Origin of the sequence: Tannerella sp. (assembly GCF_030528505.1) — a bacterium.
GTDB lineage: Bacteria > Bacteroidota > Bacteroidia > Bacteroidales > Tannerellaceae > Tannerella.
The window spans coordinates 1-24,578 of the sequence record NZ_JAUMYS010000017.1; the positions used below are offsets into that span (position 1 = coordinate 1).

Sequence of the window (24,578 nt, forward strand, 5' to 3'; positions counted from 1 at the left end):
GAATGCTTCCTTAAGATGAAGGATCGTTTCCTTACGATAGAGGGAGAAAGAATGTTTTTATTTGATTGTAGTGCGATAAAAGTTTTTCAATCATTGATCATCCTGCTTCGATTGAGTGCTTTACCTGATCATGAAATGATTCTTGTGCCAGTATCTTTTCTTGAATCAATAAAAAATGTAATTTTGGTATCCAGTTAAAATAAAACAGAAATGAAAAAAAGTATGGTCAACAGTAGCATGATTCTTTACTATTCTACAGATACGATCCATCTGCACGCAGCGACAAGTATGGATTGGTGTATGCGTGCATGTAGAGCGACTCACAGGCTTTTAGGATTACCAAAATGGGTTGATAGTATTTGTTGCTTTTGGTATCCGGCCGATTAACTTGTTATGACTTTGTTATGCGACAGGAAATCGTTTTGATTACGGGAGCAAACGGAATGATTGCACGCGTATTGGGAGAGAAGCTTGTACAGGAAGGTTATTCTGTTCGCTTTTTAACACGTTGTAAACGGAGCGATCATGAGTATGAATGGGATATTGCCGGCAAACGGATCGACGCCGAGGCTTTTGAAGAGGTGTCACATATCGTTCATTTGGCCGGTGCGGGTATAGCAGATAAGCCGTGGACGGATCAGTATAAGCATACCATTCGATCGAGTCGGGTCGATTCGGCAAGGCTTATATTGGATGCGTTGAAGAAGTACGATATTCGAATCAAATCTTTTATTTCGGCCTCAGCCGTCGGATTTTACGGTACGGTAACGTCTGAAAGCGTTTTTTCCGAAGACGATAAAAAAGGAGCTCGCGATTTTCTGAGCGAGGTATGCGAGGATTGGGAACAAGCGGCTCAGGCATTTTCCGTACAAGGAGTATCGGATCGGACGGTTGTTTTACGAATCGGGGTGGTACTGTCCGCACAAGGTGGTGCTTTAGCCAAGATGATTCGCCCGGTCAAAAATTACCTCGGTGCTTCGCTGGGAAATGAAAAACAATATATGCCGTGGATTCATGTGGATGATTTGTGCGGAATCATCTTGCACATCCTGCGTCACTCTTCGATGCAAGGCGTTTACAATGCCGTGTCTCCGGAGCATGTTAATAACGGATCTTTTAACAGAGCGCTTGCCCGCGTACTTGGCCGACCTTTGTGGTTGCCTCCTGTTCCGCGATGCCTGATCAACATGCTTTTCGGACAGCGGGCTTCGATCTTGTTGGAAGGCAGTAGAGTGTCTTCGGAGAAAATGATCCGTTCAGGATATCTTTTTCAATATGAAACATTAGAGAAGGCTTTGCAAAATCTTTTAAGAAAGAGTCGAATTTAGCGTCTTTTCGGGATGAATCTCCGGCTTCTCGGGCTGTCTCTCTCTTATTTGATTTTTATCGGGATGCCGCTGATCATCAGAACGACTTCGTCGGCACGGGCTGCGATGTACTGATTCGTCCATCCTTCGAGGTCGGTAAATTGGCGTTGCAAAGCATGCTCGGAAACGCCTCCCAGCCCGATTTCATTGGTGACGAAGAGGAACGTGGCGTCTTGTGCCGTAAATCGGTCGAATTCGTCTTTGACGGCTTGCAAGGCTTGCTGTACGTCGGCATGGAGGTCGAAGAAGAAATTCGTACACCACAGCGTAACACAGTCGATCACCACGACGCGTCCTGTCACATCATGCCGGCTCAATGTTTTTTCTTCTTCGATATTCGTCCATTGCGTGCCGCGTGAGGCCTGATGTCGTTCGACACGTTGGCGGAACTCGTCGTCCCATACACGCGCGGTAGCCATATAAATCGGATTTTCAGACCATGACAGCGCCATCTGTTCGGCGTAACTGCTTTTTCCCGAACGCTGACCGCCGGTGATGAGAATAATTCGTTTCATAGCTCGCAGTGCCTTATTTTGTATTTATTTCTCGTCTTTGGGAATAGCTCCCAACGCTTCGAGGCTTTGTTTCAGCTCGATGCCATTGTCCGTTTTCAGCACAATCGTTCCGTTCTTATCGAGTACGAAGCAACGAGGCAGCGAACGGATGTTGTAAGCCTCCAGCAGGTGGATGGCTTGCCCGGCCGAGTCGGTACAGACATTCCAGCGTATCGTATGGCTTTTGATAAAATCGCGAACCTTCTGTGGGTCTTCGTCGAGACTGATGAGCATGATATCGAGTGATTCGGGACGGGAGGCTTGGGCTATCTTGTCCAGCAGCATGTTTTCGATTTGGCACAAGTCGCACCACGTAGCGGTGAAAGCAAGCACGCAATACTTGCCGGTAAACGAATGCCGCGTATAGGGAGTTCCGTAGATGTTGATTATCTCGAAATCGGGAGCCTGTGCTCCGACGATCGTCTGTTTCGCTTTCTGACAGTAAGCCTTGAGGTTCTTGACGATATACGAATCGTTCAGTTTCGCATCGAGAATGTTAATCAGTGTCTCGGCGGGAAGCGGATTTTCGGGATCGAGGAAGTATTCCTGTATCAGAACGGCCGAAGCCTCGTCGTCGGGATGTTTGCGGATGAAATGTTCGGCTTGTGTCGTTAACTCATGATCAATATTGGCCAGACGAGGTGTATGTTCGGCTCTGGCATGATCGGTACTGCTGTGTTCGGCCGTATCGATAGCTCCCGACAGTTGGGTCTTCTCCTTCAACAACGGTGCCGCTTTCTTGCGGAAATCGGACAGCAGTTCGTTGGTGCGCGTACCTTTGATCTGAGCGAGTTGCGGATAGAGCGCGTCGCCGCTGACGGTAATTTTCTTATGTGGTTCGAGATAGACGGTGATCCAATCCTTATGATTTTCGAAATAAATGGTGAGGGTCGTATACGCTCCTTCCTGCCGTATGATCGAGATGGTTTCGGACGGTCGGCAGACGATCGTATCTACGTGTTTGCTGTCGAAAGCTTCGAATACGGCATAGATGTCTTGCGCTTCCAGATTGGAAAGCTTTACATCTATCTGATAGGCTGCATTTTTTGTACATGCCGCGAACAGACAGAAGATACATCCGATGAATAATAGTTTTTTCAGATTCATGTTTCCTGAAAATTTCGTGTCAAAGGTAATTATTTTTTTTGAGATTATAAAAGAAAAACAACAAAAAATAACAGAAGCGGTTTTGTGTGCTTGTGCAGAGGCTCTTCAAACATGCGGGGGAAAGGCGCTTAGCCACTACGAAAAAAAATGTTTACTTTTGCGCGGAGAATCCGGAAGAGATGGTGCGGTATCGGCATTTTGCCGCTTGCCTGAAACTACCAAAACGGAAAAGTGAATGGGAAAGTCGAAACAGAAATATTATGTGGTATGGCGGGGTGTTTGTCCCGGGATTTATGAGAACTGGACGGAGTGTAAACTGCAGACCGCAGGGTTCGACGGGGCGTTGTACAAATCGTTTGCTTCGCGTGCTGAGGCCGAAGAAGCTCTGCGCCAATCGCCTTACGAGTATATCGGGAAGCATACGGCATCGTCTGCCAAGTCCCTTCGTCGAGAGGGCGAAATACCCTATATCGTGCAAAGTCTTGCGGTCGATGCTGCTTGCAGCGGAAACCCCGGCGATATGGAATATCGGGGGGTGTATGTCGAGACGGGACAGGAGGTTTTTCACATCGGGCCTATGCCGCAGGGGACGAATAATATCGGCGAGTTTCTGGCGCTGGTACATGGGCTGGCACTGTTCAAGAAAAGCAATTGTGTGATGCCCATCTATTCCGACAGTCGTAATGCCATGCAATGGGTACAACGTAAAAAATGCCGGACGAAGTTAGAACAGAACGCGGCTAATGCCCCGATTTTCGAACTGATTCGCCGAGCGGAGAAATGGTTGCGTGAAAATACCTACACGACACAAATTCTGAAATGGGATACGGCAGCGTGGGGTGAAATACCTGCCGACTTCGGACGGAAATAGTTACTTGCGTACGATTTTTCCGAAGGTTTTGATGCTTTTATATTTGCGCCAGAGGTTCAGTTTGCGTTCACGCGGTACCCCGTGACGGTCGATATAATCGTGTACGGCAAGTAACATATTGCGGCATACCTTACCGTGGTTATGCGGGTCGTAGTTATCGATCACCCACCGGCGCTTCTCGTTGAACATAGGACTGTCGAGTACTTCATCGAAAGCTTCAGGCAGCAGGTCGGCATGGTCGATGTCGAGCCAGAATTTGTCTTTCGCGACGGCTTTGTAGGTGATGACCGGCTTATCGAGTAACAGGAATTCGTATATGGTTGATGAAGTATCGCTGATCATCACGTCTGCCATCAGTTGGTATTTCGTGATGTTATGGTCGTTGATCCATACGATGTTCGTATGCTCGTCGGCCAACGACCGGTAGTTTGCCACCCATTCGGGCTTCGTCAGCGGATGTAGTTTGAGAAGGAGCAGAATGTTGCGTTGGTTTGCCAGCTGTTTCAGTCCTTCGCGCAGATGCGGCACGGAGGTCAGTGACGGCGAAAACGTAGGTGCGTAAAGTACCAGATACTCCCGCTTATGCTTGGCTAACCATTGTTGCTTCTCCTCGTCGAAGGTATGCAGGTTTTGATGAATCCAGTCCTGCCGTGACCAACCCGTCTCTTTGACTTCGAAGTCTTTGTATTTACGCGCCAGCGCCTCGAATCCCCGCGTGAAGAAGGGCCCCTGTGTCAGATAAATGTCGATATATCGACGGATGATCCAATGGTCTTTTTTCTCGGCCGCGTAACCGTGAAAAATTTCGGCTTTGACTCCGGGCAAATAATAAGGTACGATGTTGCCGGGCACAAAGATAACCTCGGGCGAGAAATCGTAGACTTCCTGCATGGAATGCGTCCAGCGGGTATCGTTCTTCAGCGGGAACTCCGGGATGTGGCGTCGATCGACAAACCATAACACCTCGTATCCGCAACCATTCAGATTGTTGCGTATTTCTGTCTCGATCGGTTGCAGGATATTGATTGCGTACTGATGCTCGCAAAACAGCACGACGCGCAGTCCTTTTCGTATATCCGTCATGAGGATCGCTTTTGTTTCAGTAGCATATAATTTTTTTCCGCCAGAAGGAAGTCGTCGACCGTATCGATTTCCATCGAAAAGATCGCCGTAGTGTCGACGATATCAAATGTTCTGCCTTTGGCGATCAGCCGTTCGAAGGCTTGTTCGTAAAAGACATGTCCGAGATGTTCATGCACGATCATTCGGTCGAGTTCGTCGAACAGATCGTGTGCATAAGCCGATGAAATTTTTTCGATTCCGATCGATTCCCCGATAGCCGCTTCGATGCGGCACGTTTTACTGATTTCAACAACTTTACCCTTCGCATCGGCGATGACTTTGATTTCTTCTTCGCCGAGCGGGTGGCAGTTGAGCGCCAGACAGTCGGCCGATGGGCTTTGGAGCAAAGCGGCGATCAGCTCCGGAGCAAAGAAGATATCGCTGTCCAGAAGGAGAAAATCGCTACCTCTCATCACGTCTCGAGCTAACCAGAGGGAGTAGATGTTATTTGTCGAGGCATAGTTTTCGTTCCGGATGAATGTGCATCGTAGTTGTGGAAATCGCTCATTGACGAACGTCTCGATTTGTTCGGCAAGATAGCCGGTGACGATCGTCACGTCGTCGATTCCGTTGGCTTGCAATGCACCGATAGTACGTTCGAGTAAACACTGTTGCCCGATCCGAAGCAGACATTTAGGGGTATGGTCGGTCAGCGGACGCAATCGCGAAGCCATGCCGGCTGCCAGAATCAACGCTTTCATGCAGCAGCGACTTTTTTAATGATGTCGATTACGGTGCGATTCTGCTCGGGCCTTCCGATCGTAATGCGCACGTGCGAATCGAGTTCCGGTTCGTCCATAAACTTGATTTTGTAATCGGCTGTGCCCAAGGCTTCCTGAAGGCCGGCTTTCAATGCCGGCGGATACTTGATCAGGATGAAATTGGCATTCGACCGGTAGACTTTGAAGCCGGGCAGAAGGCCGATCTCCTGTTCGTAGAGACGTCGGTCGGCATTCATCGACTCGGCGATTTTCCGGTAGTAACCCTCTGCTTTCAGTACTGCGATACCGACTTCTTCCGAGAGGCGGTTATATCCGAGGTACTTTGTGCTGTATCTGGTGAATCGTTCGAGTTGCCGGCTCATAAATCCGAAGCCCAGACGCAGGCCGGGGAGTCCGTAAAATTTGGAAAGGGTACGTGTAATAATGATGTTCGGAAAAGCTTCGATCAACGCTTTTACATAGCTGTTATCGTGGCTTACGAATGAGGCGTATGATTCGTCCACCAATACGACCGATGAAGCGGGAACAAATGAACAGATCGTTTTCAGCTCTTCCGGCGTAAGCATATTGCCCGTCGGATTGTTGGGCGAAGCGAGCAGTACGATCTTCGGGTTTTCACGTTCGATGGTTTGTCTCAACTCGTCCAAGGCATAAGTAAACGTGTCGCCTTCTTCGTAGATGGGGTACATGATACTGCGACCGTTTACTTCTTCGGCGATGGATTTATAGTACCACCACGAGAAGTTCGGGATCAGGATGGTCTTCCGATCGTCTTCGGTAAGAAAAAAATGTACGACTTGCTTCAGGATGTCTTCGCCGCCGTAACCGATAAGTACCTGTGCTTCATCGATGCCGTACGTCGCCGAGAGATACTCCGAAAAAATGCTTTTCTTCCCTTGGTTGAAAATACGGGTATAAAAACACAGTTTTTTTACGTCGAAGCTCTTAATGGCTTCTATTGCTTCGGGAGCCGGATCGAAATTAAATTCGTTACGGTCGAGGAAATTCGTTTTTGTGTCCATTCGCCAATTTATTTGGCGGCAAATTTACATGATATTTTTAAAAACGCCACATCCCTGCCGTTCGTCTCGTTACAAGGTATACTGCATTCGATGCGTAAATGTGCCTTTTGGAAAGGATAAACGAACGATTTTACAATCCGCCAAATTCTGCGGCTTGTCGGTTAATGGTTTCGTATGATGATTTTGCTGCCATTTTCGTAAACGGAGTATTTTTTTAATTGAGATTTACTGACTCCTTTGATGGGAATACCCGGAACCGTTGCGGCACTTATATCATAAACGGTCTTGCATTTCGGACAAGTGGCCGTAGTACGATCCTGATCGACGGAAATAAGAGTCGCGCGGTCATTTTCGTTCGGACAGGCCAAGTCGAAGGCGTAACACTCTCCATCCAGTCCGCGTACGGCCAATACGCCGCCATAACCGATCGCCCTTATTTCGAAGGGTCTTTCCCGCATATCTTCGATTGTATAAGTCTGGTATCCGAGGATATTTCCTCTGCGGATATTTTTGTCGGTATACCGGGTGTCTAACAATAAGTCTACCGGATAATTGAGTATCGGATGCTCTTTCGTACAAGCCAGCCATCCGAACAGTACGAATAAGATCAGACAGATTTTCTTTTTCATGCCAGTAATGCTTTTTCGGCCCGGTCGACCTTTTCGAACTGAAAACCTTCGATCGTCTGTTGCATCATTTGTTCGATGTGCTCATTGCAGAGATGCCCCATGCTGCCTTCGTGCGTATGACGGATGGTCGGGTCGGCTGTAAACGTTCCAGCTTCGATGTCCATACCTACTTTTTTATACGCATCCCGAAAAGGCATGCCGGCCATCACCAGGCGGTTTACCTCTTCAACGCTGAAAAGCAGCGAATATTTTGCGTCGTCCAAGATCTGTTCGTTAATCTTTATTTCGCGCATCATCAGGGTGACCATCCGGAGACAATCGTTCAATTCATCGAACGACGGAAGAAAAAGCTCTTTGATGATTTGTAGATCGCGGAAGTATCCAGATGTCAGGTTGTTGCAGATGAGTCCGATTTGTTGGGGCAGCCCTTGAAGCTTATTGCATTTGGCGCGCGTCAGCTCGAAGACGTCCGGGTTCTTTTTGTGAGGCATGATGCTGGAGCCGGTCGTGAACGAGTCGGGTAATCGGATGAATCCGAAGTTTTGGCTGTTAAAGAGACAGGCATCCATCGCCAGCTTCGAGAGGGTTGCGGCTATTCCCGCTACGGCATAGGCAACCGTGCGTTCCATTTTGCCTCGTCCCATTTGAGCGTAAACGACGTTATAGTTCATCGAATCGAATCCCAACAGCTCCGTCGTCATGGAGCGGTTCAGCGGGAACGAAGAGCCGTATCCTGCCGCAGAGCCCAACGGATTGCGATTACATATCTTATATGCCGCCTGCATCAGCAGCAGATCGTCGGCCAAACTTTCGGCATAAGCTGCGAACCAAAGTCCGAAAGAGGAAGGCATCGCGATTTGCAGATGGGTATAGCCCGGCATCAGGATGTTTTTGTAGCGGTTACTCTGCTCGATCAACACCTCGAATAAATCGCTGGTGAGCCCGACCAATTCTCGGATTCGGGCGCGTGTAAACAGCTTCAAGTCAAGTAATACCTGGTCGTTTCGGGAGCGTCCGCTGTGGATTTTTTTTCCGATGTCGCCGAGCTTGCGTGTGAGCATAAGCTCTACTTGCGAATGCACATCCTCCACGCCGTCTTCGATCACGAAATGCCCCTGCTCTGCTTCCGCATACATGTTTTTTAGTTCCGCATGCAGACTTTTGAGCTCGTCTTTTGTCAATAATCCGATCGACTCGAGCATAGTGATGTGCGCCATCGACCCGAGCATATCGTAAGGAGCCAGATAAACGTCCAGCTCACGATCTTTCCCGATCGTAAACCGTTCTACTTCCTGATCGACTTGTACGTTTTTCTCCCAAAGTTTCCGGGGCATAAGCATCAGGTGTTTTTGTTATCAGACGATTCGTACGGAAGCGAAGCGATCACTTCCGATATTTTGTCGACGGCCTCCTGCATCACCTTCGAAACCACCGCTTTGATAAAAGGGTTCAATTCGGCGCGTACGGTCATCTTCATCTTCGTGTCTTTTTCTGCCACTTGTTTGAGCTGAATCCACATGGACAAAGGAACCGGAGATTGAATCGTCTCGAATTTGATCGTTTTGTTCGGTTCGCGATCGACGATTTGGAACTCGACCTTGCCTACCGGATCTACTTCGATGCAACAACGGTCGTTCGAGAAAGAGAAACGTTTGATTTTGTCTTCCGGAATCCGGGCTTTGACACGCTCCAGATTGGAGAGATCGGAGAGCATCGAAAAGATGGGCCCGTCGTTATGCGGAATCGTTCTGATTTGACTCGTAAATTCTGTCATTCGTTTATGTACATGATGTTAAGCGTCCGGGTCCCAATTCGCAGGGTCCTTGCGCCATTCTTGAAGGATGGCTACTTCCGTTTCGTCAATGTAATTGATTTTAACGGCTTCTTCGATGACGGCGTCATAGTTCGAAAGGGTCGTCAGCGATACTTTCGTCTCTTTGAACTGTTGTTCCGCTATCGGGAAACCGTGGGTGAAGATCGCTACCATTCCGATAACCTGGCATCCGAAGTTGCGTACGGCATTAACCGCTTTCAGACTGCTTCCGCCTGTCGAAACAAGATCTTCTACAACAACTACTTTTGATCCGGGTTTCAATTCTCCCTCGATCAGATTTTCCAGTCCGTGATCTTTCGGTGCCGAACGGATATAGACGAACGGTAAGCCGAGCAGGTCGGCCACCAAAGCGCCCTGAGCAATTGCTCCCGTAGCCACACCGGCGATGGCATCAACCTCCTCGTATTTTTCGGAAATGATACGGGCCAGTTCCAATTTGATGAAGGTGCGTATAGCGGGATAAGAGAGCGTTTTCCTGTTGTCGCAATAAATGGGAGATTTCCATCCGGATGCCCATGTGAACGGATTGGCCGGCTGTAATTTTACGGCCTTGATCTTTAGTAATTTTTCTGCTACGATTCGTTCTAATGCTTTCATAATATGTCCAAATTCGAAGGGACAAAAGTAGAAAAAGAGAATGAATGTACATAATTTACGGAACAATTATTTTGAACAGATTGCTGAACGAAATCGTCTAAATGGTTGGGTACACCGTATTGCCTCACTTTTCCGTAGCGGAAAAATCTTCTTTTGTTTGCATATGTATGAAGAATAGTATATATTTGCGTTTTAATAACTTTAATGAATATTGTAGAAAATGGAGGCGGGCCAATCCGCATTTTTTATTCGGATTTCTACTTGATTTTGTCTTTTGATATTTGGAAATGAGCTAAAAACAACAAGAATATAATGATTTTAAATAGAAAGAACCCATGAAACAATTTCTTACACTTGCCATTGTCGCAATCGTCGCAGGCTTGTCTTGCATGTCTTGTAAAAGAAATCGGGATATTGTGCCTTCGTCCGAATATGCTCCTTATGTGAGTGCATATACCGGAGGGATTATCTCGTCCGATGCCTCTATCTTCATTGAGCTGACCGAAGAACAGCAAATCGTGGAGATAGGTTCTGAAGTGAAAGAGAAACTTCTTCGTTTCTCACCGTCGTTAAAGGGAAAAACTTTTTGGGCCAACAACAAAACGCTCCAATTTATCCCCGACTCCGGCGCATTGAAGCCCGGAGAACTCTACAATGTCACCTTTGCACTGGGTAAAGTGATGAAAGTGGAGAAGAAACTGGCGGAATTTGAATTTTCGTTCCGTGTCGAAGAACGCAGCTTTATATTGAAATTTACGTCGATCGATGTGGTGGAGTCCGCTATGAATCAGGTTTCCGTTCAGGGAAAGATCCGTTTTAGTGAAGCGCCGTCCGTCACGACTGTACAAGATATGATAACGGCCATGAGGGCTAACGAATCGTTTTCTCCGGTCATAACACCTACCGGTGATCCGCGTACGTTTCATTTCATCATTTCAAAAATTGCCAAGAGAGAGCAAGAAACCGATCTTGAGGTTATCGTGGATGGAGCACCTTTCAACTCCGATAAGCGAATAAAAGAGCTGGTGCGGATTCCGGCACTTACTCCGGCCTTTAAGCTGCTATCGGCTGAGATGATTGAAACGCCTGAGCATGGCGCTTGCCTGACTTTTTCTTCACCGGTTTCCAATACGCAGGATTTGAATGGATTGATTACGCTGGAACCGATCTCTTCGTATACGTTTCAGGTGGAGGATAATAAAGTGAAAATCTTTTTCGAACGGAAGAGCGAAAACAGATCGCTTAATATTCATGTCGATCAAGGGCTAAAGAACGTTTCTGATGAATCGTTAAATACCTCCTCGTCTGTTACACTCCAGATGAGTTCACAAAGTCTGCAGCCGCAGGTGGAATTTTTGTCGTCCGGGACGATTATGCCCGATTCCAAAGATTTGGTGCTGCCTTTCCGGGCGGTTAATCTGTATGCCGTCGACCTGAAAGTGATCCGGATATTTGAAAGCAATGTGCTGATGTTCTTGCAGGATAATTCGTTGTCTGCATCGTCCTCTTCGGAATTGAGACGTTCCGGGCGGCTGATATATAAGAAGATGCTGCGTCTCGATAGTGATCCGACGAAGAACATACACGACTGGGACAACTATTTTATCGATCTCAGTGGGGTGATGAAGCAGGAGCCAGGAGCCATTTACCGAGTAGAACTCTCGTTTAAGCAGGATTATTCGGCTTACCCCTGCGGAAACGAGCCTGTCGCACGTAATCTGCAAGCGTCGAATGCTTTGACACGTGTTGAGGCCGGCGAGATGACAGAAGAGGACGAGGCCGTATGGGACCAGCCGCGAACATATTATTATGATAATTCGGACATAGACTGGGACATCTACGAGTGGGACGAACGGGATAACCCCTGCCATCCGAGTTATTATATGGTCTCGGACCGTAAGGCAACGACGAATGTGATGGCTTCGAATATGGGCGTGATTGTGAAAGGTAATACGAACAATACGCTATGGGTCGCAGTCTCGAATCTGTTGGATACAAAGCCGATGTCGAATGTTGAAGTAACGGCTTATAACTTCCAGCTGCAACCTGTCGGAAAGGCCCGGACGGACGGAAACGGATTTGCACTGATTAAAGCGAAAAACAAACCGTTCGTACTCGTTGCTTCGTCCGAAGATAAGCAAAAAACCTACCTCCGTCTCGTCGATGGAGAGGATAATCTGTTGAGTCGGTTCGATGTCGGCGGCAAGAAGGTTCAAAAAGGGCTGAGAGGCTTTGTGTACGGTGAGCGTGGTGTGTGGCGTCCGGGAGATACCCTGCATGTTTCGTTTATGCTGGAAGACCGTGAGAAGCGGATTCCGGCCAACCATCCGGTGTCGATCGAACTTTATAATCCGCGCGGGCAGTTTTATCAGAAACAGGTATCTGCAAAGGGGGTGAACGGACTGTACACATTTACCATCCCGACTAAAGCCGATGATCCGACAGGGCTTTGGAATGCCTATATAAAGGTTGGTGGGACTTCGTTCCATAAGTCATTACGTATTGAGACCGTGAAACCCAATCGTTTGAAAATTAATTTGACATTGCCCGGTAAACAGTTAAAGGCTTCGGCATCGCCTGTTCAGGCAACTATTCAATCGGCGTGGTTGACCGGTGCCACTGCTAAACATCTCAAGACGAAGGTCGAGTTGTCGTTGTCTAAAACGACGACGCAATTCAAAGGGTATGAAAAATACATTTTCCATAATCCGGCTACGGACTTTTCTTCGAGTACGGTCGATGTTTATTCCGGTACTTTGAATGAAGAGGGCAAGTCGCTCTTCCGTATGTTGTTACCGGCTGCTAAAGATGCGCCGGGCATGTTGCGCGCCAACATCACATGCCGGGTGTTTGAACCGGGGGGTGATGCGAGTATTTATACGCAGACGATTCCTTTCTCTCCTTTCGACTCGTATGTAGGAATCCATTTCGGAGAGAAGGACAAGACAGATTACATCGAGACGGATGTGGATCATCAGTTCGAAGTCGTGACGCTCAGTGCGGACGGTCAGCCGACGAATCGTTCCGGTCTGGAATATAAGATTTACAAGGTCGGTTGGAGCTGGTGGTGGGAACATGATGACGAGTCGTTCGTCTCGTACCTCAATAACGCTTCAATTTCGCCTGTTGCATCAGGAACGTTAAGCACTTCGGGCGGCAAGGCGCGGATCGGTTTCCGGGTGGACTATCCGGAGTGGGGGCGTTATCTGGTGTATGTCAAAGATCGTGAAAGCGGCCATGCGACGGGCGGGCTCGTTTATATCGACTGGCCTTCGTGGCGCGGACGCTCGAATAAATCTGATCCGAACGGGATTAAAATGTTGGCATTCTCGCTGGATAAATCTTCGTATGAAGCAGGCCAGGAAGCGACGGTGATTATTCCTGCGTCGGCAGGTGGCCGGGCGTTGGTTTCTATTGAGAACGGCTCGGAGGTCATAAGCCGTCAGTGGGTCGATATGGCTTCGTCCGGTGATACGAAATATACGTTTAAAATTACGGAGCGGATGGCGCCGAACGTCTATGTGCATGTCAGTCTGTTGCAACCTCACGCGCAAACCGTCAATGATTTGCCTATCCGGATGTACGGCGTGCTGCCGGTTTTCGTGACGAATAAAGGTTCGGAACTTACACCGCAAATTACGATGCCCGATGTGTTACGTCCCGAGACGGAGTTCACCGTCAAAGTGAAAGAAACATCCGGTAAGGCCATGACGTATACACTGGCTGTGGTAGATGACGGATTACTTGACCTGACGAACTTCAAGACGCCTGACCCGTGGAATGTCTTTTATGCGCGCGAGGCGTTGGGAATACGTACCTGGGATATGTATGACTTTGTGATGGGCGCCTATGCAGGGAAGTATGGTTCACTGTTCAGTATCGGCGGCGATGAAGATACCAAGCCGGCGAACTCGAAAGCCAACCGTTTCAAACCGGTCGTGAAATTTATCGGTCCGTTTGCGTTGAAAAAAGGAGAGGAGCAGAGCCATAAGTTGAAGCTCCCGCCGTATATCGGATCGGTACGGGTGATGGTCGTTGCCGGGCAGGATGGCGCTTACGGCAATGCGGAGAAGACCGTGCCGGTGCGTACGCCGTTGATGATCTTATCGTCATTGCCTCGTGTAGTCAGCACGGACGAAGAAATTTATTTGCCGGTCAATGTATTTGCCATGGAGAATACGGTGAAAAACGTATCGATCAAAGTCGAAACGACGGGTAAGTTAAAAATCGCGAACGGAGGAAGTCAGTCTCTGACGTTTGCTGCTCCCGGGGACAAGATGGTATACTTTGCCTTGAAATCGGGCGCATCGACGGGAATCGAACGGGTAACGGTAACCGCCACGGGCAATGGACATACCTCGAAAGAAACGATTGAAATCGATGTCCGGAATCCTAATCCGCCGATTATTCGTACCGACAATAAACTGCTTAATGCCGGAGAATCGGCTGACTTTACCTACACCTTGGATGGAGATTTTGACGGGAACTGGGTGAAGCTTGAAGTCTCCCGTATTCCTTCGGTCGATATCAGTCGACGGTTCGATTATCTGTATGACTATCCGCATTATTGTTCCGAGCAGCTTACTTCGAGGGCTTTGCCGCTGTTGTTTATCGCTCAGTTTAAGGACATGGAAGAAAAAGAGACCGAATCCGTGAAAAAGAATGTGCGCGAAGCGATTCTGAATCTGTACGGTCGTCAGTTGCCGAATGGAGCCATTGTGTATTGGCCGGGCGACGGGTATGAAAATGAATGGGTAACCTCGTACGCCGGCAGCTTCCTTGTTTTAGCTAAGGAGAAAGGCTATGACGTCAATTCGGGTGTGCTGAATCGATGGAAAAACTACCAGCGCAGTGCCGCGCAGAATTGGCGGGCAAATGCACGGGGAAGTCGTCGGTATGCATATTATCAGTCGGATTTCTCGCAGGCTTACCGTCTTTATACATTGGCATTGGCCGGTGCTCCGGAACTGGGGGCGATGAACCGGCTGAAGGAACAGAAAGATTTGTCACTGCAAGCGCGCTGGTGTCTGGCTGCAGCTTATGCTTTGTCCGGTAAGACGAAGGCGGCGAACGAGCTTGTCTTTAATGTCTCAACGGAAGTTACTCCCTATACGTTAAATAACTCGACGTTTGGTTCGTCCGAGCGCGATATGGCGATGATACTTGAGACGATGGTGCTGATGGGCAAGGAGAAGGAAGCTTTCGATCAGGCTCGGAAAGTCTCAGCAAACCTTTCACGTGAACAATCGTTCACCACGCAATCTACCGCTTATTCGTTGGTGGCTATGGGACGTCTGGCGGAGAAGGTATCCGGTTCGTTGCTGTTCGACTGGACGTTGAACGGAAAGGCTCAACCCAAGGTCAATTCGGCTCGTGCTGTTTTCCAGAAAGATATCCCGACACGTCCGACGACCGGTGCGGCAACCGTCAAAAACAACGGCAACGGATTGTTGTACGTGAGTCTCGTTTCGAAAACGAAGCCTCTGCGCGATTCGCTGCCGTCCATCGAGCAGAATTTGCGTATGACAGTCACGTATACCGATCTGAAAGGCACGCCGGTCGATGTGCAACGGTTGAAGCAAGGCGCGGATTTTGTGGCCGTCATTCGGGTGTCGAATATCAGTGGAATCCATGATTATACGGATGTTGCTTTGACACAGCTTATCCCGTCCGGATGGGAGGTGTATAATGAGCGTATGATCAATCCGGAAGAGGATGATACGGAAAAGGCTGCGCCTTATATCTATCGTGATATTCGAGACGATGGGGTGTTGACCTATTTCGATTTGAGACAAGGTGAGACGAAAGTGTTTAAGGTGCGGTTGCAAGCGTCTTATGCGGGTACGTTCGTGTTGCCGGCCGTGCATTGCGGAGCGATGTACAATGCGGGAGCACAGGCGCGGACGCGTGCCGGACGTGTCACGGTAGAACGATGATCGACCGGAGCACGAAAAAAACGTTATTTCGCAAAAGGGCTATCCGATACGGGATAGCTCTTTTGCTTGTTTGCTATTTCTTCTGTCTTCCCCGTACCTTGTTTCATACTCCTTATGCCACGGTGGTGACCGATCGCCATGGCGAGCTGCTGGGTGCGCGGATCGCGGCCGACGGACAATGGCGTTTTCCGGTAAACGATACGGTGCCGGAGAAGTTCGCGAAGTGCCTGATCGCTTTTGAAGATCGTTATTATTACCGACACTGGGGCGTTAATCCGCTGGCGACGGGGAGAGCGCTGTTGCAGAACCTCAAGGCCCGCCGGGTGGTGAGTGGGGGCAGTACGCTGACGATGCAGACGATTCGCCTCTCGCGCGGAGAACGGAGAACGATCGGAGAAAAGTTGATCGAGATGATACTGGCTACGCGTCTCGAATGTCGATATTCGAAAGCGAAAATCCTTGCTCTTTATGCTTCGCATGCCCCTTTCGGGGGAAATGTCGTGGGACTTGATGCCGCATCTTGGCGTTATTTCGGCCATTCGTCCGCTCATCTCTCCTGGGCTGAGGCAGCGACGTTGGCCGTGCTGCCTAATGCTCCTTCGATGATTCATTTGGCCAAAAACCGTCCGGCATTGATCAAAAAGCGAAACAAACTCTTGGAGCAGCTTTATCGCCAGGGCGTCATCGACGAAATCGACTATGAGCTGGCCTTGAGCGAAGCGCTTCCGCCGGAACCGTTGCCGTTGCCGCAAATTGCGCCGCATCTCGTAACGTATGTTTATGGAAGCCGTCAAGGACAGCAGGTGACTTCGACGATCGACAAAGGGTTGCAACTGCAGCTTGAAAGGCTATTGGCTCGTTGGCATGCCGAGTTCGTCCGGCACGATATCCGCAACATGGCCGCGATGGTGATCGATGTGCGGACTAATCGGGTGCTGGCTTATTGCGGCAATGTTCATTTTCAAGACACGAAGTCCGGCAATCAGGTCGATGTGATCCGCGCACCGCGCAGTACAGGCAGCATCCTCAAGCCTTTGCTTTACTATGCGGCTTTGCAGGATGGAGAGATTCTCCCGCATACGTTGCTACCCGATGTGCCGATGAATGTAAACGGATTTGCTCCGCAGAATTTTAACATGCAGTTCGACGGGGCTGTACCGGCGTCCGAAGTCATTGCCCGGTCGTTGAATATCCCTTCCGTGCTGCTGCTGCGTCGCTATGGCGTGCCCAAGTTCTACGATTTCCTGAAAAAAGCAGGGTTGACGACTTTGACCCGCCCGTCGTCGCATTACGGTCTTTCGCTTATTCTGGGCGGTGCCGAAGCCACGCTTTGGGATGTCACTACGGTCTATGCCGATATGGCACGGGCGCTGCAAGGGAAGGAACGCACAGTGTGCCGCATATTGGACGACGAAGCCGCCTTGTCTCTGCCCGAAGTCTTTCAACCCGGAGCCGTATGGCAGACGTTCGATGCCATCAAGGAGGTGAACCGCCCCGAAGATATCGACTGGCGGACGATCCCCTCAATACAGCCTATCGCCTGGAAGACGGGGACGAGTTATGGCTTTCGCGATGCGTGGGCCGTGGGGGTGACGCCCCGCTATGCCGTGGGCGTATGGGTGGGCAATGCTTCGGGCGAGGGTAGGCCCGAACTGGTTGGAGCGCGTACGGCCGGGCCGGTGATGTTCGATATTTTCAATATTTTGCCTTCGTCCGAATGGTTCGCTCGTCCCGAAGGCGTATTGGTGGAGGCCGAAGTGTGCCGCCGGTCGGGACATTTGAAAGGTCGTTTTTGTGACGAAACGGAAACGGTTGTGATTTGTCCGAACGGACAGAGAACCGTGGCGTGTCCTTACCATATCCGTGTAAATCTGAGTGCCGACAGACGTTATCGCGTCTATGAGCATTGTCTGAACAACGGAACGACGATTCCGGAGAACTGGTTTGTTTTGCCGCCTGCGTGGGAATGGTATTACAGGCGTCGTCATCCCGAATATAAGCCGCTCCCGCCTTTTCTGGCCGGATGCGGAGGTGATTCCGAGCAGCCGATGCAGTTTATCTATCCGCAAAATTATTATACCCGTGTGACGTTGCCCAAGCAGCTCGACGGAACCCGGGGAGTCCTCACGTTCGAATTGGCGCACAGTAACAGCGAAGCGACCGTTTTCTGGCATCTGGACGGCGAATACCTCACGGCCACTCGCGATTTCCATAAAATCTCCGTCTCTCCTCAGCCCGGACAACATACGATGACTGTCGTCGATGAGCAGGGACACACCCTCTCCGCAAGCATTTGGGTTGAAGGGTAAGATTTTGTTTTTTAGAAGAATAAGGTGTTTGTCATGATGTGCTTTCTTGTTTCGACATAACCTCCTTCTTTTTTGCTACTTAACAAATCGAGTGCTGGATGTTTGTCCGGACTGATCGGTTACGACAATAATATATATGCCTGCAGGTAGCGATTGTACATTGACTTGATCGGAATGCTTGGGTTTGAGGGATAGCATCATCTGCCCTTGAATGTCGTATACTTGCATACGTGAAATTTCGCTCCCGTTATGTATATGTATACATCCCGTCTGTCTATTGTAAAAGGGCTGGATTACTGTTTCGATACGCTGATTACTTGTCGATAGCACGTTTACATGTATGTTGTGCGTGATGCATTCTCCGTTCGAATTAAACTGAAGTGTAACGTTTCCTTGCGTATGGCCTGCGCCGTTGCGTAGCGTGAGAACTAACGAATCGTTACGAACTGCTGCTTCGAAACCTTTTCCTTCAGTGATGTCGACAATCGATTTGACGATGGCAGCCTCCATGTTGTCCGCATCCGTAGCTTTGTCGCCTAAATAAAGCTTATATTGGGGCAGTTGATCGGTCAGTTCGACGCTCGAAGGCATTTCGGCACTCCATACCGGTGGATGGTTGTCCGGAAATACGGGGATGGCCGGAAACCAGTAATTCGTAATCATCGGATATTCGGCTTGCATCTCTCCTTTACTGTTGATGCGTACGAGCATATGTGTCGGATCTTGAAAGTCGTGATAAAAAAAGGCATAGATATCGTCTGTCACAGGGTGGATGCGGAAACCGGTACCGTACAATCTCCATTTGCCGGGGTAAGCCTGGATGTCGAACACTTTGGAAAACGTTTGTTTGTCGATATCGTAGCAAAAAATGTCGTAACCTGTAAACCAACTTCCACGTTCGTCCTGTCCTTTCCAGTAGAGTTTATTCTCGCGTGTACTGGCGCAGAAGCCGTCGGCAGTCCAGGCATACCACGAGTTGGGAATGACGCCAATCTTTTTTTCTTTTAACGGTATAGGTATCGTATCGATTTTAAACGTATACGGATTGAGCTTCAGCATATAGGAGAGTGCACCTCCGAGCCCGAGCGTGTTTTGGGCCATACTGATCCACAGATTGCCATCCTTCGAACGTACGATGGATCCGAAGCCTCGCTGTACGTCTTTCGTTTTTCCTTTGACCGTCTCTTTCTCTATGGGTGCCTGTATCACCCGTACGATTTGATCCGTTTTCGTATCGATCACAAGAAGACCGTTTTGCTGATGGACGGCAAATACAAAATTATTGGCACGTACCATCGTTCCGATTTGGGCATAGTAGAGCTGTCCGTATCCGGAAGAGTGTGGGTTGCCTGAGCCCGCGATCTGCTTGCCGATAGTCATCGATCTGGTGTCGTATATCCATATTCCGTTGCTTGTACCGATGTATCCCTTGTGCTCGTCGACGGGCAGATATGAACGGCCATCGGCGATTGAAACGAGCGAATCGCGTCCGTCTTTCGTTTTGACAGTTTGTGTAGCGATAAATTCGAATTCCTTGATCACCTTCATTGTTTTTGCGTCGCATACGGCAAAGCGGCTGCCTTTCACTTTGGCACCGGGGTCTTGCTGTTGCTTGGATACGAGATAAAACTTGCCTCCGTAAATCGTTCCGAACTGTGTTGTACATCCGAGTTCATGACTTTTGTTCTCTTTCTGGAATACGCGGTAGATCCATTCCCCTTTATCGGTAAGGAAGTTGACGGTGCTGTTCTGATGACCGTACCAGTCTTCGTTGACAATAAACACGCCTTGCGTATACGTATTTTCTTCCGTACTTTTCTTTTCGTGACTGCGGATCGATGGTGCTTCAGGCAGAGAGAGTGTCTGGACAGGTATGCCGGCTGCTCTCCAACTCGTGTTTCCGTAAGGCTGTGCTACGCCAAAGACCGATACGGAAACGAAACATAACATAGTAAGCATTTGTTGAGTCATAATTGTTATTTTTGAATGGTAAAATGAGTACGTCGTGCGATCGCATTCCGATATTGTTCCTGTATCTCGACTTCCAATGGAGTTGGGAGAGATGTGGTCGGGATATGCAGGTCTTGAGCGCGGATTATTTCGGTAGATGTTTCGCCGATCCATCCGCAATATTGATTGACGGCGGTATACACCTTGACAAAGTCGATGCCCGGCAGGTAAACCGGGCGTCCCTTGTCGTCCACGGCCCAGTCGATATCGAAAGCGTTCAGATTTTTATACTCGTTGGGATGATTGTCTACATATCCCCACGGATAAGAATACAATACATAATACGTGCCGATACCGCTCTCATCTGTTGCATTGTTTCTTAATCTTGTCCCGCGAAACCGAAGGGTCTCTTCTGGAATCCATTCCGGGTAATAGTTTTGCGTATGATAGATATTCTTCGATACGTAGCCGGACTGTCCGCGGTTGTCTTTCCAGAGGATATAAGTCACATCTGAGAGCTGCTGGCTCATATCGGGTTGCGGTTGCTTGTTGGCTGCCGGTCGGTGATATACGATCTCATACTGTTTGAGTGTTTCGGGATTTGCGTATTCGCTGCCGGCCAGCTCGTACCATGGGTCGTCAGGGATACCGTTCTGGTTTGCATCGAATGCTACTTCGACAATACCCGGTTCGCAACTGCCCCCTTTTCGTTCTTTATAGGAAGGCAGGTCGGAGTAAAAAGCATTGGCCAGAATCATTAGGTCTTTCTTTCCTTTGATGTTCAGGATTGTATGATCGAATCCGAAGACAATATATCCGCCGTAAGCTCCGAGTGTGACCATGACATCGTTTGTGCCCGAAAGATTTTCTTCGGCTTTTTTGCGCATGTCTTCTTCCGTATCGCCTTTGCGGTATTCAGGCATCGTGTTGACAAACTGTCCGGGTGCCGGCCGGTATTCATAGACCTTTGATATATATGGGCTGTACTCGATTTGCTCGTGTACGACAATGCAAGTAAACTCGTGTCTGTACGGCGTATGACGATCGATGATTTCAAAAGACAAACGATAACTCCCGGTATCTTTGGCGAGAAAAGTGTATTCTTTTCCGACCGATAGGATGGTATCCGTGCCGTCTGCCCTGTGCATACTCCAGCGGTAAGCTTCTCCCGTAAAGGCCGGACGGAATACACGTGCTTTCATGCGTGGGATGTAGTAGATATCATCTATCCCGAGGCTAACCATAGGGGGGACGTCGCTCTGGCAGCTTGTCAGAAGGTTAATAAATACAATCGCCGACACAAGGTATACCGGACGTATTTGATCGATGAGTAAACCAATTTTATTCATACGTTTGTGTTACAGGTTGTTTAAAAAGACCATATGTGCGGGGATATCTCCTGTGCGCACGCCCCATTTGCGTCGTCCGTGTTTATTGTAACAATAGAGCATGCCGCTGGAGACATAGTTCTTGGCATCAGTTACATAAATATCTCCTGTTACGGGATGGATCGTGATGCCATAGGGAATGCGGATATCTTTTTCCGTTCCGTCGGTGATAAAATTCTGGCTGATTATTCGCTTTGTCTTTACATGAATGATACCATACGAAATCTGATTTTGTTGTGTGTGTATGTTCCATTCGGTAGCGTAATAGAAGAGGGAATCTCCTTGTATGCATAAGTTTGAGCATGGGATATCTAATGTGTCGGTGACGATCATTTCATTGTATCCGATACGTTTTTCGAGCACATAAAGATTCGAACGTTGCCGGTCGTAATCTCCGCGCGATGTTACCCACAATTTTCCGTAGCGGTCTTTCCGGATGCGGTGCAGATTGATGCCAACGGGAATTTTCCGAACTTGTTTGAACCGTTCGATCTCGATTACTGATATAGTATGATCGTAATTCGGCGCACGATATCCACCGGAATTGGCTACGTAAAGATATTCTCCAAGTACTTCTAACTCGTCGGGCTGATAGCCGACAGTCACTTTGGCGTTTACTTTCAGCGAAGTTGTATCGATGCGGTAGACAGCTCCTAAAGGAGCTTTAGGATCAATCTGTACGGGCCCTACATAGGACGATACGTATGCATGACCACGGTAGAAGCGAATGTATCGGCAGTTGGGAATATTGATTTGTGTAATACGTATACCACTCACTGCATCAAGTACTTCGACTTTATGTGAGCAGTTCACCACAATATATAGTTTGCTTCCGTAAATCTGGATATCGTTCCCCACATCTCCCAATTCTTTGACGACGCTGGGATTGCGTTCGGAGTACAGATTGCGGATATAATACCCATTTCGGAAATCGAGATAGTCGAGCGTACATTTGTTACTTCCCATATTTCCTTCGTTGACAAGATACATGCCGGTCGGTCTGGCATTCGGCCGGATTCCGTCCGAGATCAACTCATATTCCGAGGGTACTACAATCTCGATCTTGCGGCACGACACGATCAGGGTCAGTGTTGCAACGAACAGAGGAATCAGGTATGGAGAATATCGTTTCATAATTCAACTGTCAGGGATATTCTGTAATTACGTTTGGGCATCGGATAATTCAGAATTACATCATAATCCTGACTCAACAAGTTGTTCACTTCCAGAGCTGCTTTCCATTCTCCAAATTTTGTTTTGAATGATTTTGCAATGGATACGTCGCTCGTATACCACGGTTGAGTATAATTGTATCGGATGTTTTCTTGCTGATTATAGCGTTCTCCTACATAGATAAAGCTATAGTTCAGGTTCCATCCGTTATAGGCTGCTTGTAAGATGGCCGATCCGCTATGCCGGGGGATATATGGAATCTGATGTCCGTAATACGTATCTGAAGGGTCGGTGAAGTCTTGTGCTTTTTGCCAGGTGTATTGTATTTTGGCGGTGATATCCCATTGGCGTAAAGGGCTGACGGTCGTTTCTACCTGCATGTCGATACCTTCTATCTTTACATTTCCCAGATTCAGCATGGTCCAGCGGAACTGCTGGCCTTTAGGGTAGGCAATAATTTTATCTTTCACCTGATTGTAGTAGCCGTCTGTCTGAATACGGAAATTCCGGACGAAGGTATTTTTCCAATCCTTGCCATACATCAGGCCGATGTTATATTGTGTAACGTATTCGGGGTTCAGTTTCGAATTACCCATATCGGCGTAATACAGGTCGTTGAAGGTTGGCATCCTGAAGATTCGCTTGTAGAACGCGCGTATGTTCAGACCGTGTTTTTCTAACGGTTGGTATGACATGAAAATAGCCGGAGTCACTATCCGGCGCGAAGGAGGTATGGGACCTGTGCGAACATGATCTTTTACCCATGTGCCCAGCAGGCTGGCCTGAACTTTTATTTTACGAATATGGAGTGCCGTAGCAGCAGAAAGAAGATGCGTGAAACGTTCGGGATAGACGAAGCCGTACATCTCTGCATGCATCTTATTCCATTGTATATCGTAGGCAAGGGACGCTTCCCAGTGTTTACTCAGGCTGTACAGATAGGCGGAAGAGAAATACAGCTCCCGTTGCTTGTAAAGATTGTCAACATGAATCAGTTTGTCGTCATTATTCACATAGTGTGTACGGTAAAAGGCGTATTTGGTGTTGATACGCATTTTGAATCGGGATGAAAACTCGTTTACGAATGAGCCTTGCAGAAACGAGTTGGTATCCCATACGCGCTCGCCTCGTCGCCACACATTGTTTACAATGGCTCCAGGAATACCTCGTTCCGAGTTATAATTGTACAGCTTGACATTCCATGTACCATCATTGATCGTACCATACAAGCCTGCTTCCATGCGGGTGGCATTGATATCTCCGTTTTCCCGCACGGCCGTCGTATCGTAAGCGATGTCTCCGGCCGGATTAATACGCCGGTATCTGAATGTGTACTTTCCGCTTCCGTTCAACCATTCGGCGCTGAAAGATGCAGACACGCTTCGGGATATCCGGTGTTCAAAGAGGAGTGACGGATTTATTACGTCGAAGGAACCGGCTTTTGCCGTTGCGCGGAGATGCGTGTTTTTTCCATCGGCAAAGCGCGGACGTCGCGACCGTAAATACAATGTTCCGGCTGCTCCGAAATCTTTGGCCGATTGAAAAATCTCACTTTTCTGTCCGTTATATAACGATATTTCGTCCATATTTTCCAATGAATACATTCCCAGATCAACTTGTCCGTTTTGGGCGTTACTTAGTTCGATCCCGTCGTAAAACACCCCGAGGTGATTTGTTCCCATACTGCGTATGTTAACCGTCTTCAGTCCGCCAACGCCTCCATAATCTTTTAATTGTATGCCGGAGAAGTAACGCAAAGCGTCTGCAACGGAGTGCCCGTTGAGATTTTCCAACTCTTTGCCCGAGAGGGTCTGAGAAGGAATAACTTCTTTAAAGGCAGGGGCGGTAACAATGATCTCCTTGAGTTGTTGTACCGAATCCAAGCGGCTTTGTCCCATTGTGTGGGCACAGACGCAGAAACATCCCAGAAAACCGCATAGTATTTTTTGACGCAGAGAGGATTTCATAATGAAAATGAAGCGGCAGGGCTGCCGGAA

General features: G+C 48.5%; 19 protein-coding genes. 6 read left to right on the top strand and 13 right to left on the bottom strand.

From position 1 onward, the window contains the following. On the top strand, window positions 1-198 hold a 198-nt coding region (locus Q4A89_RS03980), incomplete at its 5' end, for a hypothetical protein (protein WP_303183961.1). 206 nt (window positions 199-404) lie between these two features. Next, entirely contained in the window at window positions 405-1,328 is a 924-nt protein-coding gene (locus tag Q4A89_RS03985; protein WP_303183962.1) for a TIGR01777 family oxidoreductase, read from the top strand. A gap of 44 nt (window positions 1,329-1,372) precedes the next feature. Here Q4A89_RS03985 and cobU read toward each other — a convergent pair whose 3' ends face one another. Together cobU and Q4A89_RS03995 are read right to left on the bottom strand one after the other, a co-directional pair. Then, complete coding sequence (cobU, locus tag Q4A89_RS03990; RefSeq protein WP_303183963.1) at window positions 1,373-1,882, bottom strand: bifunctional adenosylcobinamide kinase/adenosylcobinamide-phosphate guanylyltransferase; 510 nt, start codon at window positions 1,880-1,882, stop codon at window positions 1,373-1,375. Window positions 1,883-1,906: 24 nt separating this feature from the next. Further along, on the bottom strand, window positions 1,907-3,028 hold the full coding sequence (locus tag Q4A89_RS03995) for a TlpA disulfide reductase family protein (RefSeq protein WP_303183964.1): 1,122 nt from the start codon (window positions 3,026-3,028) through the stop codon (window positions 1,907-1,909). On the opposite strand from Q4A89_RS03995, the gene Q4A89_RS04000 reads away from it, so the two are divergent. Further along, on the top strand, window positions 3,003-3,263 hold the full coding sequence (locus tag Q4A89_RS04000) for a hypothetical protein (RefSeq protein ID WP_303183965.1): 261 nt from the start codon (window positions 3,003-3,005) through the stop codon (window positions 3,261-3,263). The two genes, Q4A89_RS03995 and Q4A89_RS04000, sit on opposite strands and share 26 nt — an antisense overlap. Continuing rightward, window positions 3,264-3,899 (top strand): ribonuclease H family protein, encoded by a 636-nt coding sequence (locus Q4A89_RS04005; RefSeq protein ID WP_303183966.1) that lies wholly within the window; start codon window positions 3,264-3,266, stop codon window positions 3,897-3,899. Here Q4A89_RS04005 and Q4A89_RS04010 read toward each other — a convergent pair whose 3' ends face one another. From Q4A89_RS04010 to pyrE, 7 genes are all read right to left on the bottom strand, one after another. Continuing rightward, on the bottom strand, window positions 3,900-4,961 hold the full coding sequence (locus tag Q4A89_RS04010; protein ID WP_303183991.1) for a CDP-glycerol glycerophosphotransferase family protein: 1,062 nt from the start codon (window positions 4,959-4,961) through the stop codon (window positions 3,900-3,902). A gap of 17 nt (window positions 4,962-4,978) precedes the next feature. Further along, entirely contained in the window at window positions 4,979-5,722 is a 744-nt protein-coding gene (locus Q4A89_RS04015; protein ID WP_303183967.1) for a phosphocholine cytidylyltransferase family protein, read from the bottom strand. Beyond that, a complete protein-coding gene (locus tag Q4A89_RS04020) occupies window positions 5,719-6,765 on the bottom strand; it encodes a histidinol-phosphate transaminase (protein WP_303183968.1) in 1,047 nt (348 codons plus the stop codon). Before Q4A89_RS04020 ends, Q4A89_RS04015 begins: the two co-directional genes overlap by 4 nt. A gap of 161 nt (window positions 6,766-6,926) precedes the next feature. Then, window positions 6,927-7,394: a hypothetical protein gene (locus tag Q4A89_RS04025; protein WP_303183969.1), complete on the bottom strand. Its 468-nt coding sequence runs from the start codon at window positions 7,392-7,394 to the stop codon at window positions 6,927-6,929. Continuing rightward, a complete protein-coding gene (argH, locus tag Q4A89_RS04030; RefSeq protein WP_303183970.1) occupies window positions 7,391-8,728 on the bottom strand; it encodes an argininosuccinate lyase in 1,338 nt (445 codons plus the stop codon). Before argH ends, Q4A89_RS04025 begins: the two co-directional genes overlap by 4 nt. A 5-nt stretch (window positions 8,729-8,733) precedes the next feature. Beyond that, entirely contained in the window at window positions 8,734-9,168 is a 435-nt protein-coding gene (locus Q4A89_RS04035) for an SRPBCC family protein (RefSeq protein ID WP_303183971.1), read from the bottom strand. An 18-nt stretch (window positions 9,169-9,186) separates the two neighbouring features. Beyond that, window positions 9,187-9,825 (bottom strand): orotate phosphoribosyltransferase, encoded by a 639-nt coding sequence (gene pyrE, locus Q4A89_RS04040; protein WP_303183972.1) that lies wholly within the window; start codon window positions 9,823-9,825, stop codon window positions 9,187-9,189. Between the two features lie 335 nt (window positions 9,826-10,160). Here pyrE and Q4A89_RS04045 point away from each other — a divergent pair, with 335 nt between their 5' ends. Then, window positions 10,161-15,761, top strand: a complete 5,601-nt coding sequence (locus tag Q4A89_RS04045; protein WP_303183973.1) for an alpha-2-macroglobulin — start codon at window positions 10,161-10,163, stop codon at window positions 15,759-15,761. Beyond that, the gene (gene pbpC, locus Q4A89_RS04050) at window positions 15,758-18,070 is read left to right on the top strand and encodes a penicillin-binding protein 1C (RefSeq protein WP_303183974.1); all 2,313 of its coding nucleotides are present in this window, start codon (window positions 15,758-15,760) and stop codon (window positions 18,068-18,070) included. Before Q4A89_RS04045 ends, pbpC begins: the two co-directional genes overlap by 4 nt. Before the next feature lie 75 nt (window positions 18,071-18,145). Here the strand turns inward: pbpC and Q4A89_RS04055 are convergent, their stop codons facing one another. Genes Q4A89_RS04055 through Q4A89_RS04070 form a run of 4 tightly spaced genes read right to left on the bottom strand, consistent with a single transcriptional unit; the run spans window position 18,146 to window position 24,479 of the window. After that, window positions 18,146-20,041, bottom strand: a complete 1,896-nt coding sequence (locus Q4A89_RS04055; protein ID WP_303183975.1) for a DUF5074 domain-containing protein — start codon at window positions 20,039-20,041, stop codon at window positions 18,146-18,148. Between the two features lie 5 nt (window positions 20,042-20,046). After that, entirely contained in the window at window positions 20,047-21,369 is a 1,323-nt protein-coding gene (locus tag Q4A89_RS04060; protein ID WP_303183976.1) for a cell surface protein, read from the bottom strand. A 9-nt stretch (window positions 21,370-21,378) separates the two neighbouring features. Then, entirely contained in the window at window positions 21,379-22,542 is a 1,164-nt protein-coding gene (locus tag Q4A89_RS04065; RefSeq protein ID WP_303183977.1) for a YncE family protein, read from the bottom strand. Next, the gene (locus Q4A89_RS04070) at window positions 22,539-24,479 is read right to left on the bottom strand and encodes a TonB-dependent receptor (protein WP_303183978.1); all 1,941 of its coding nucleotides are present in this window, start codon (window positions 24,477-24,479) and stop codon (window positions 22,539-22,541) included. Before Q4A89_RS04070 ends, Q4A89_RS04065 begins: the two co-directional genes overlap by 4 nt. Window positions 24,480-24,578 lie beyond the last annotated feature (99 nt).

Excerpts from the sequence above, each read along its gene's own strand:
- Q4A89_RS03985 (WP_303183962.1), top strand. The coding sequence starts at position 405 with ATGCGACAGGAAATCGTTTTGATTACGGGAGCAAACGGAATGATTGCA.
- cobU (WP_303183963.1), bottom strand. The coding sequence starts at position 1,882 with ATGAAACGAATTATTCTCATCACCGGCGGTCAGCGTTCGGGAAAAAGC.
- Q4A89_RS04000 (WP_303183965.1), top strand. The coding sequence starts at position 3,003 with ATGAATAATAGTTTTTTCAGATTCATGTTTCCTGAAAATTTCGTGTCA.
- Q4A89_RS03995 (WP_303183964.1), bottom strand. The coding sequence starts at position 3,028 with ATGAATCTGAAAAAACTATTATTCATCGGATGTATCTTCTGTCTGTTC.
- Q4A89_RS04005 (WP_303183966.1), top strand. The coding sequence starts at position 3,264 with ATGGGAAAGTCGAAACAGAAATATTATGTGGTATGGCGGGGTGTTTGT.
- Q4A89_RS04015 (WP_303183967.1), bottom strand. The coding sequence starts at position 5,722 with ATGAAAGCGTTGATTCTGGCAGCCGGCATGGCTTCGCGATTGCGTCCG.
- Q4A89_RS04020 (WP_303183968.1), bottom strand. The coding sequence starts at position 6,765 with ATGGACACAAAAACGAATTTCCTCGACCGTAACGAATTTAATTTCGAT.
- Q4A89_RS04025 (WP_303183969.1), bottom strand. The coding sequence starts at position 7,394 with ATGAAAAAGAAAATCTGTCTGATCTTATTCGTACTGTTCGGATGGCTG.
- argH (WP_303183970.1), bottom strand. The coding sequence starts at position 8,728 with ATGCCCCGGAAACTTTGGGAGAAAAACGTACAAGTCGATCAGGAAGTA.
- Q4A89_RS04035 (WP_303183971.1), bottom strand. The coding sequence starts at position 9,168 with ATGACAGAATTTACGAGTCAAATCAGAACGATTCCGCATAACGACGGG.
- pyrE (WP_303183972.1), bottom strand. The coding sequence starts at position 9,825 with ATGAAAGCATTAGAACGAATCGTAGCAGAAAAATTACTAAAGATCAAG.
- Q4A89_RS04045 (WP_303183973.1), top strand. The coding sequence starts at position 10,161 with ATGAAACAATTTCTTACACTTGCCATTGTCGCAATCGTCGCAGGCTTG.
- pbpC (WP_303183974.1), top strand. The coding sequence starts at position 15,758 with ATGATCGACCGGAGCACGAAAAAAACGTTATTTCGCAAAAGGGCTATC.
- Q4A89_RS04055 (WP_303183975.1), bottom strand. The coding sequence starts at position 20,041 with ATGACTCAACAAATGCTTACTATGTTATGTTTCGTTTCCGTATCGGTC.
- Q4A89_RS04060 (WP_303183976.1), bottom strand. The coding sequence starts at position 21,369 with ATGAATAAAATTGGTTTACTCATCGATCAAATACGTCCGGTATACCTT.
- Q4A89_RS04065 (WP_303183977.1), bottom strand. The coding sequence starts at position 22,542 with ATGAAACGATATTCTCCATACCTGATTCCTCTGTTCGTTGCAACACTG.
- Q4A89_RS04070 (WP_303183978.1), bottom strand. The coding sequence starts at position 24,479 with ATGGGACAAAGCCGCTTGGATTCGGTACAACAACTCAAGGAGATCATT.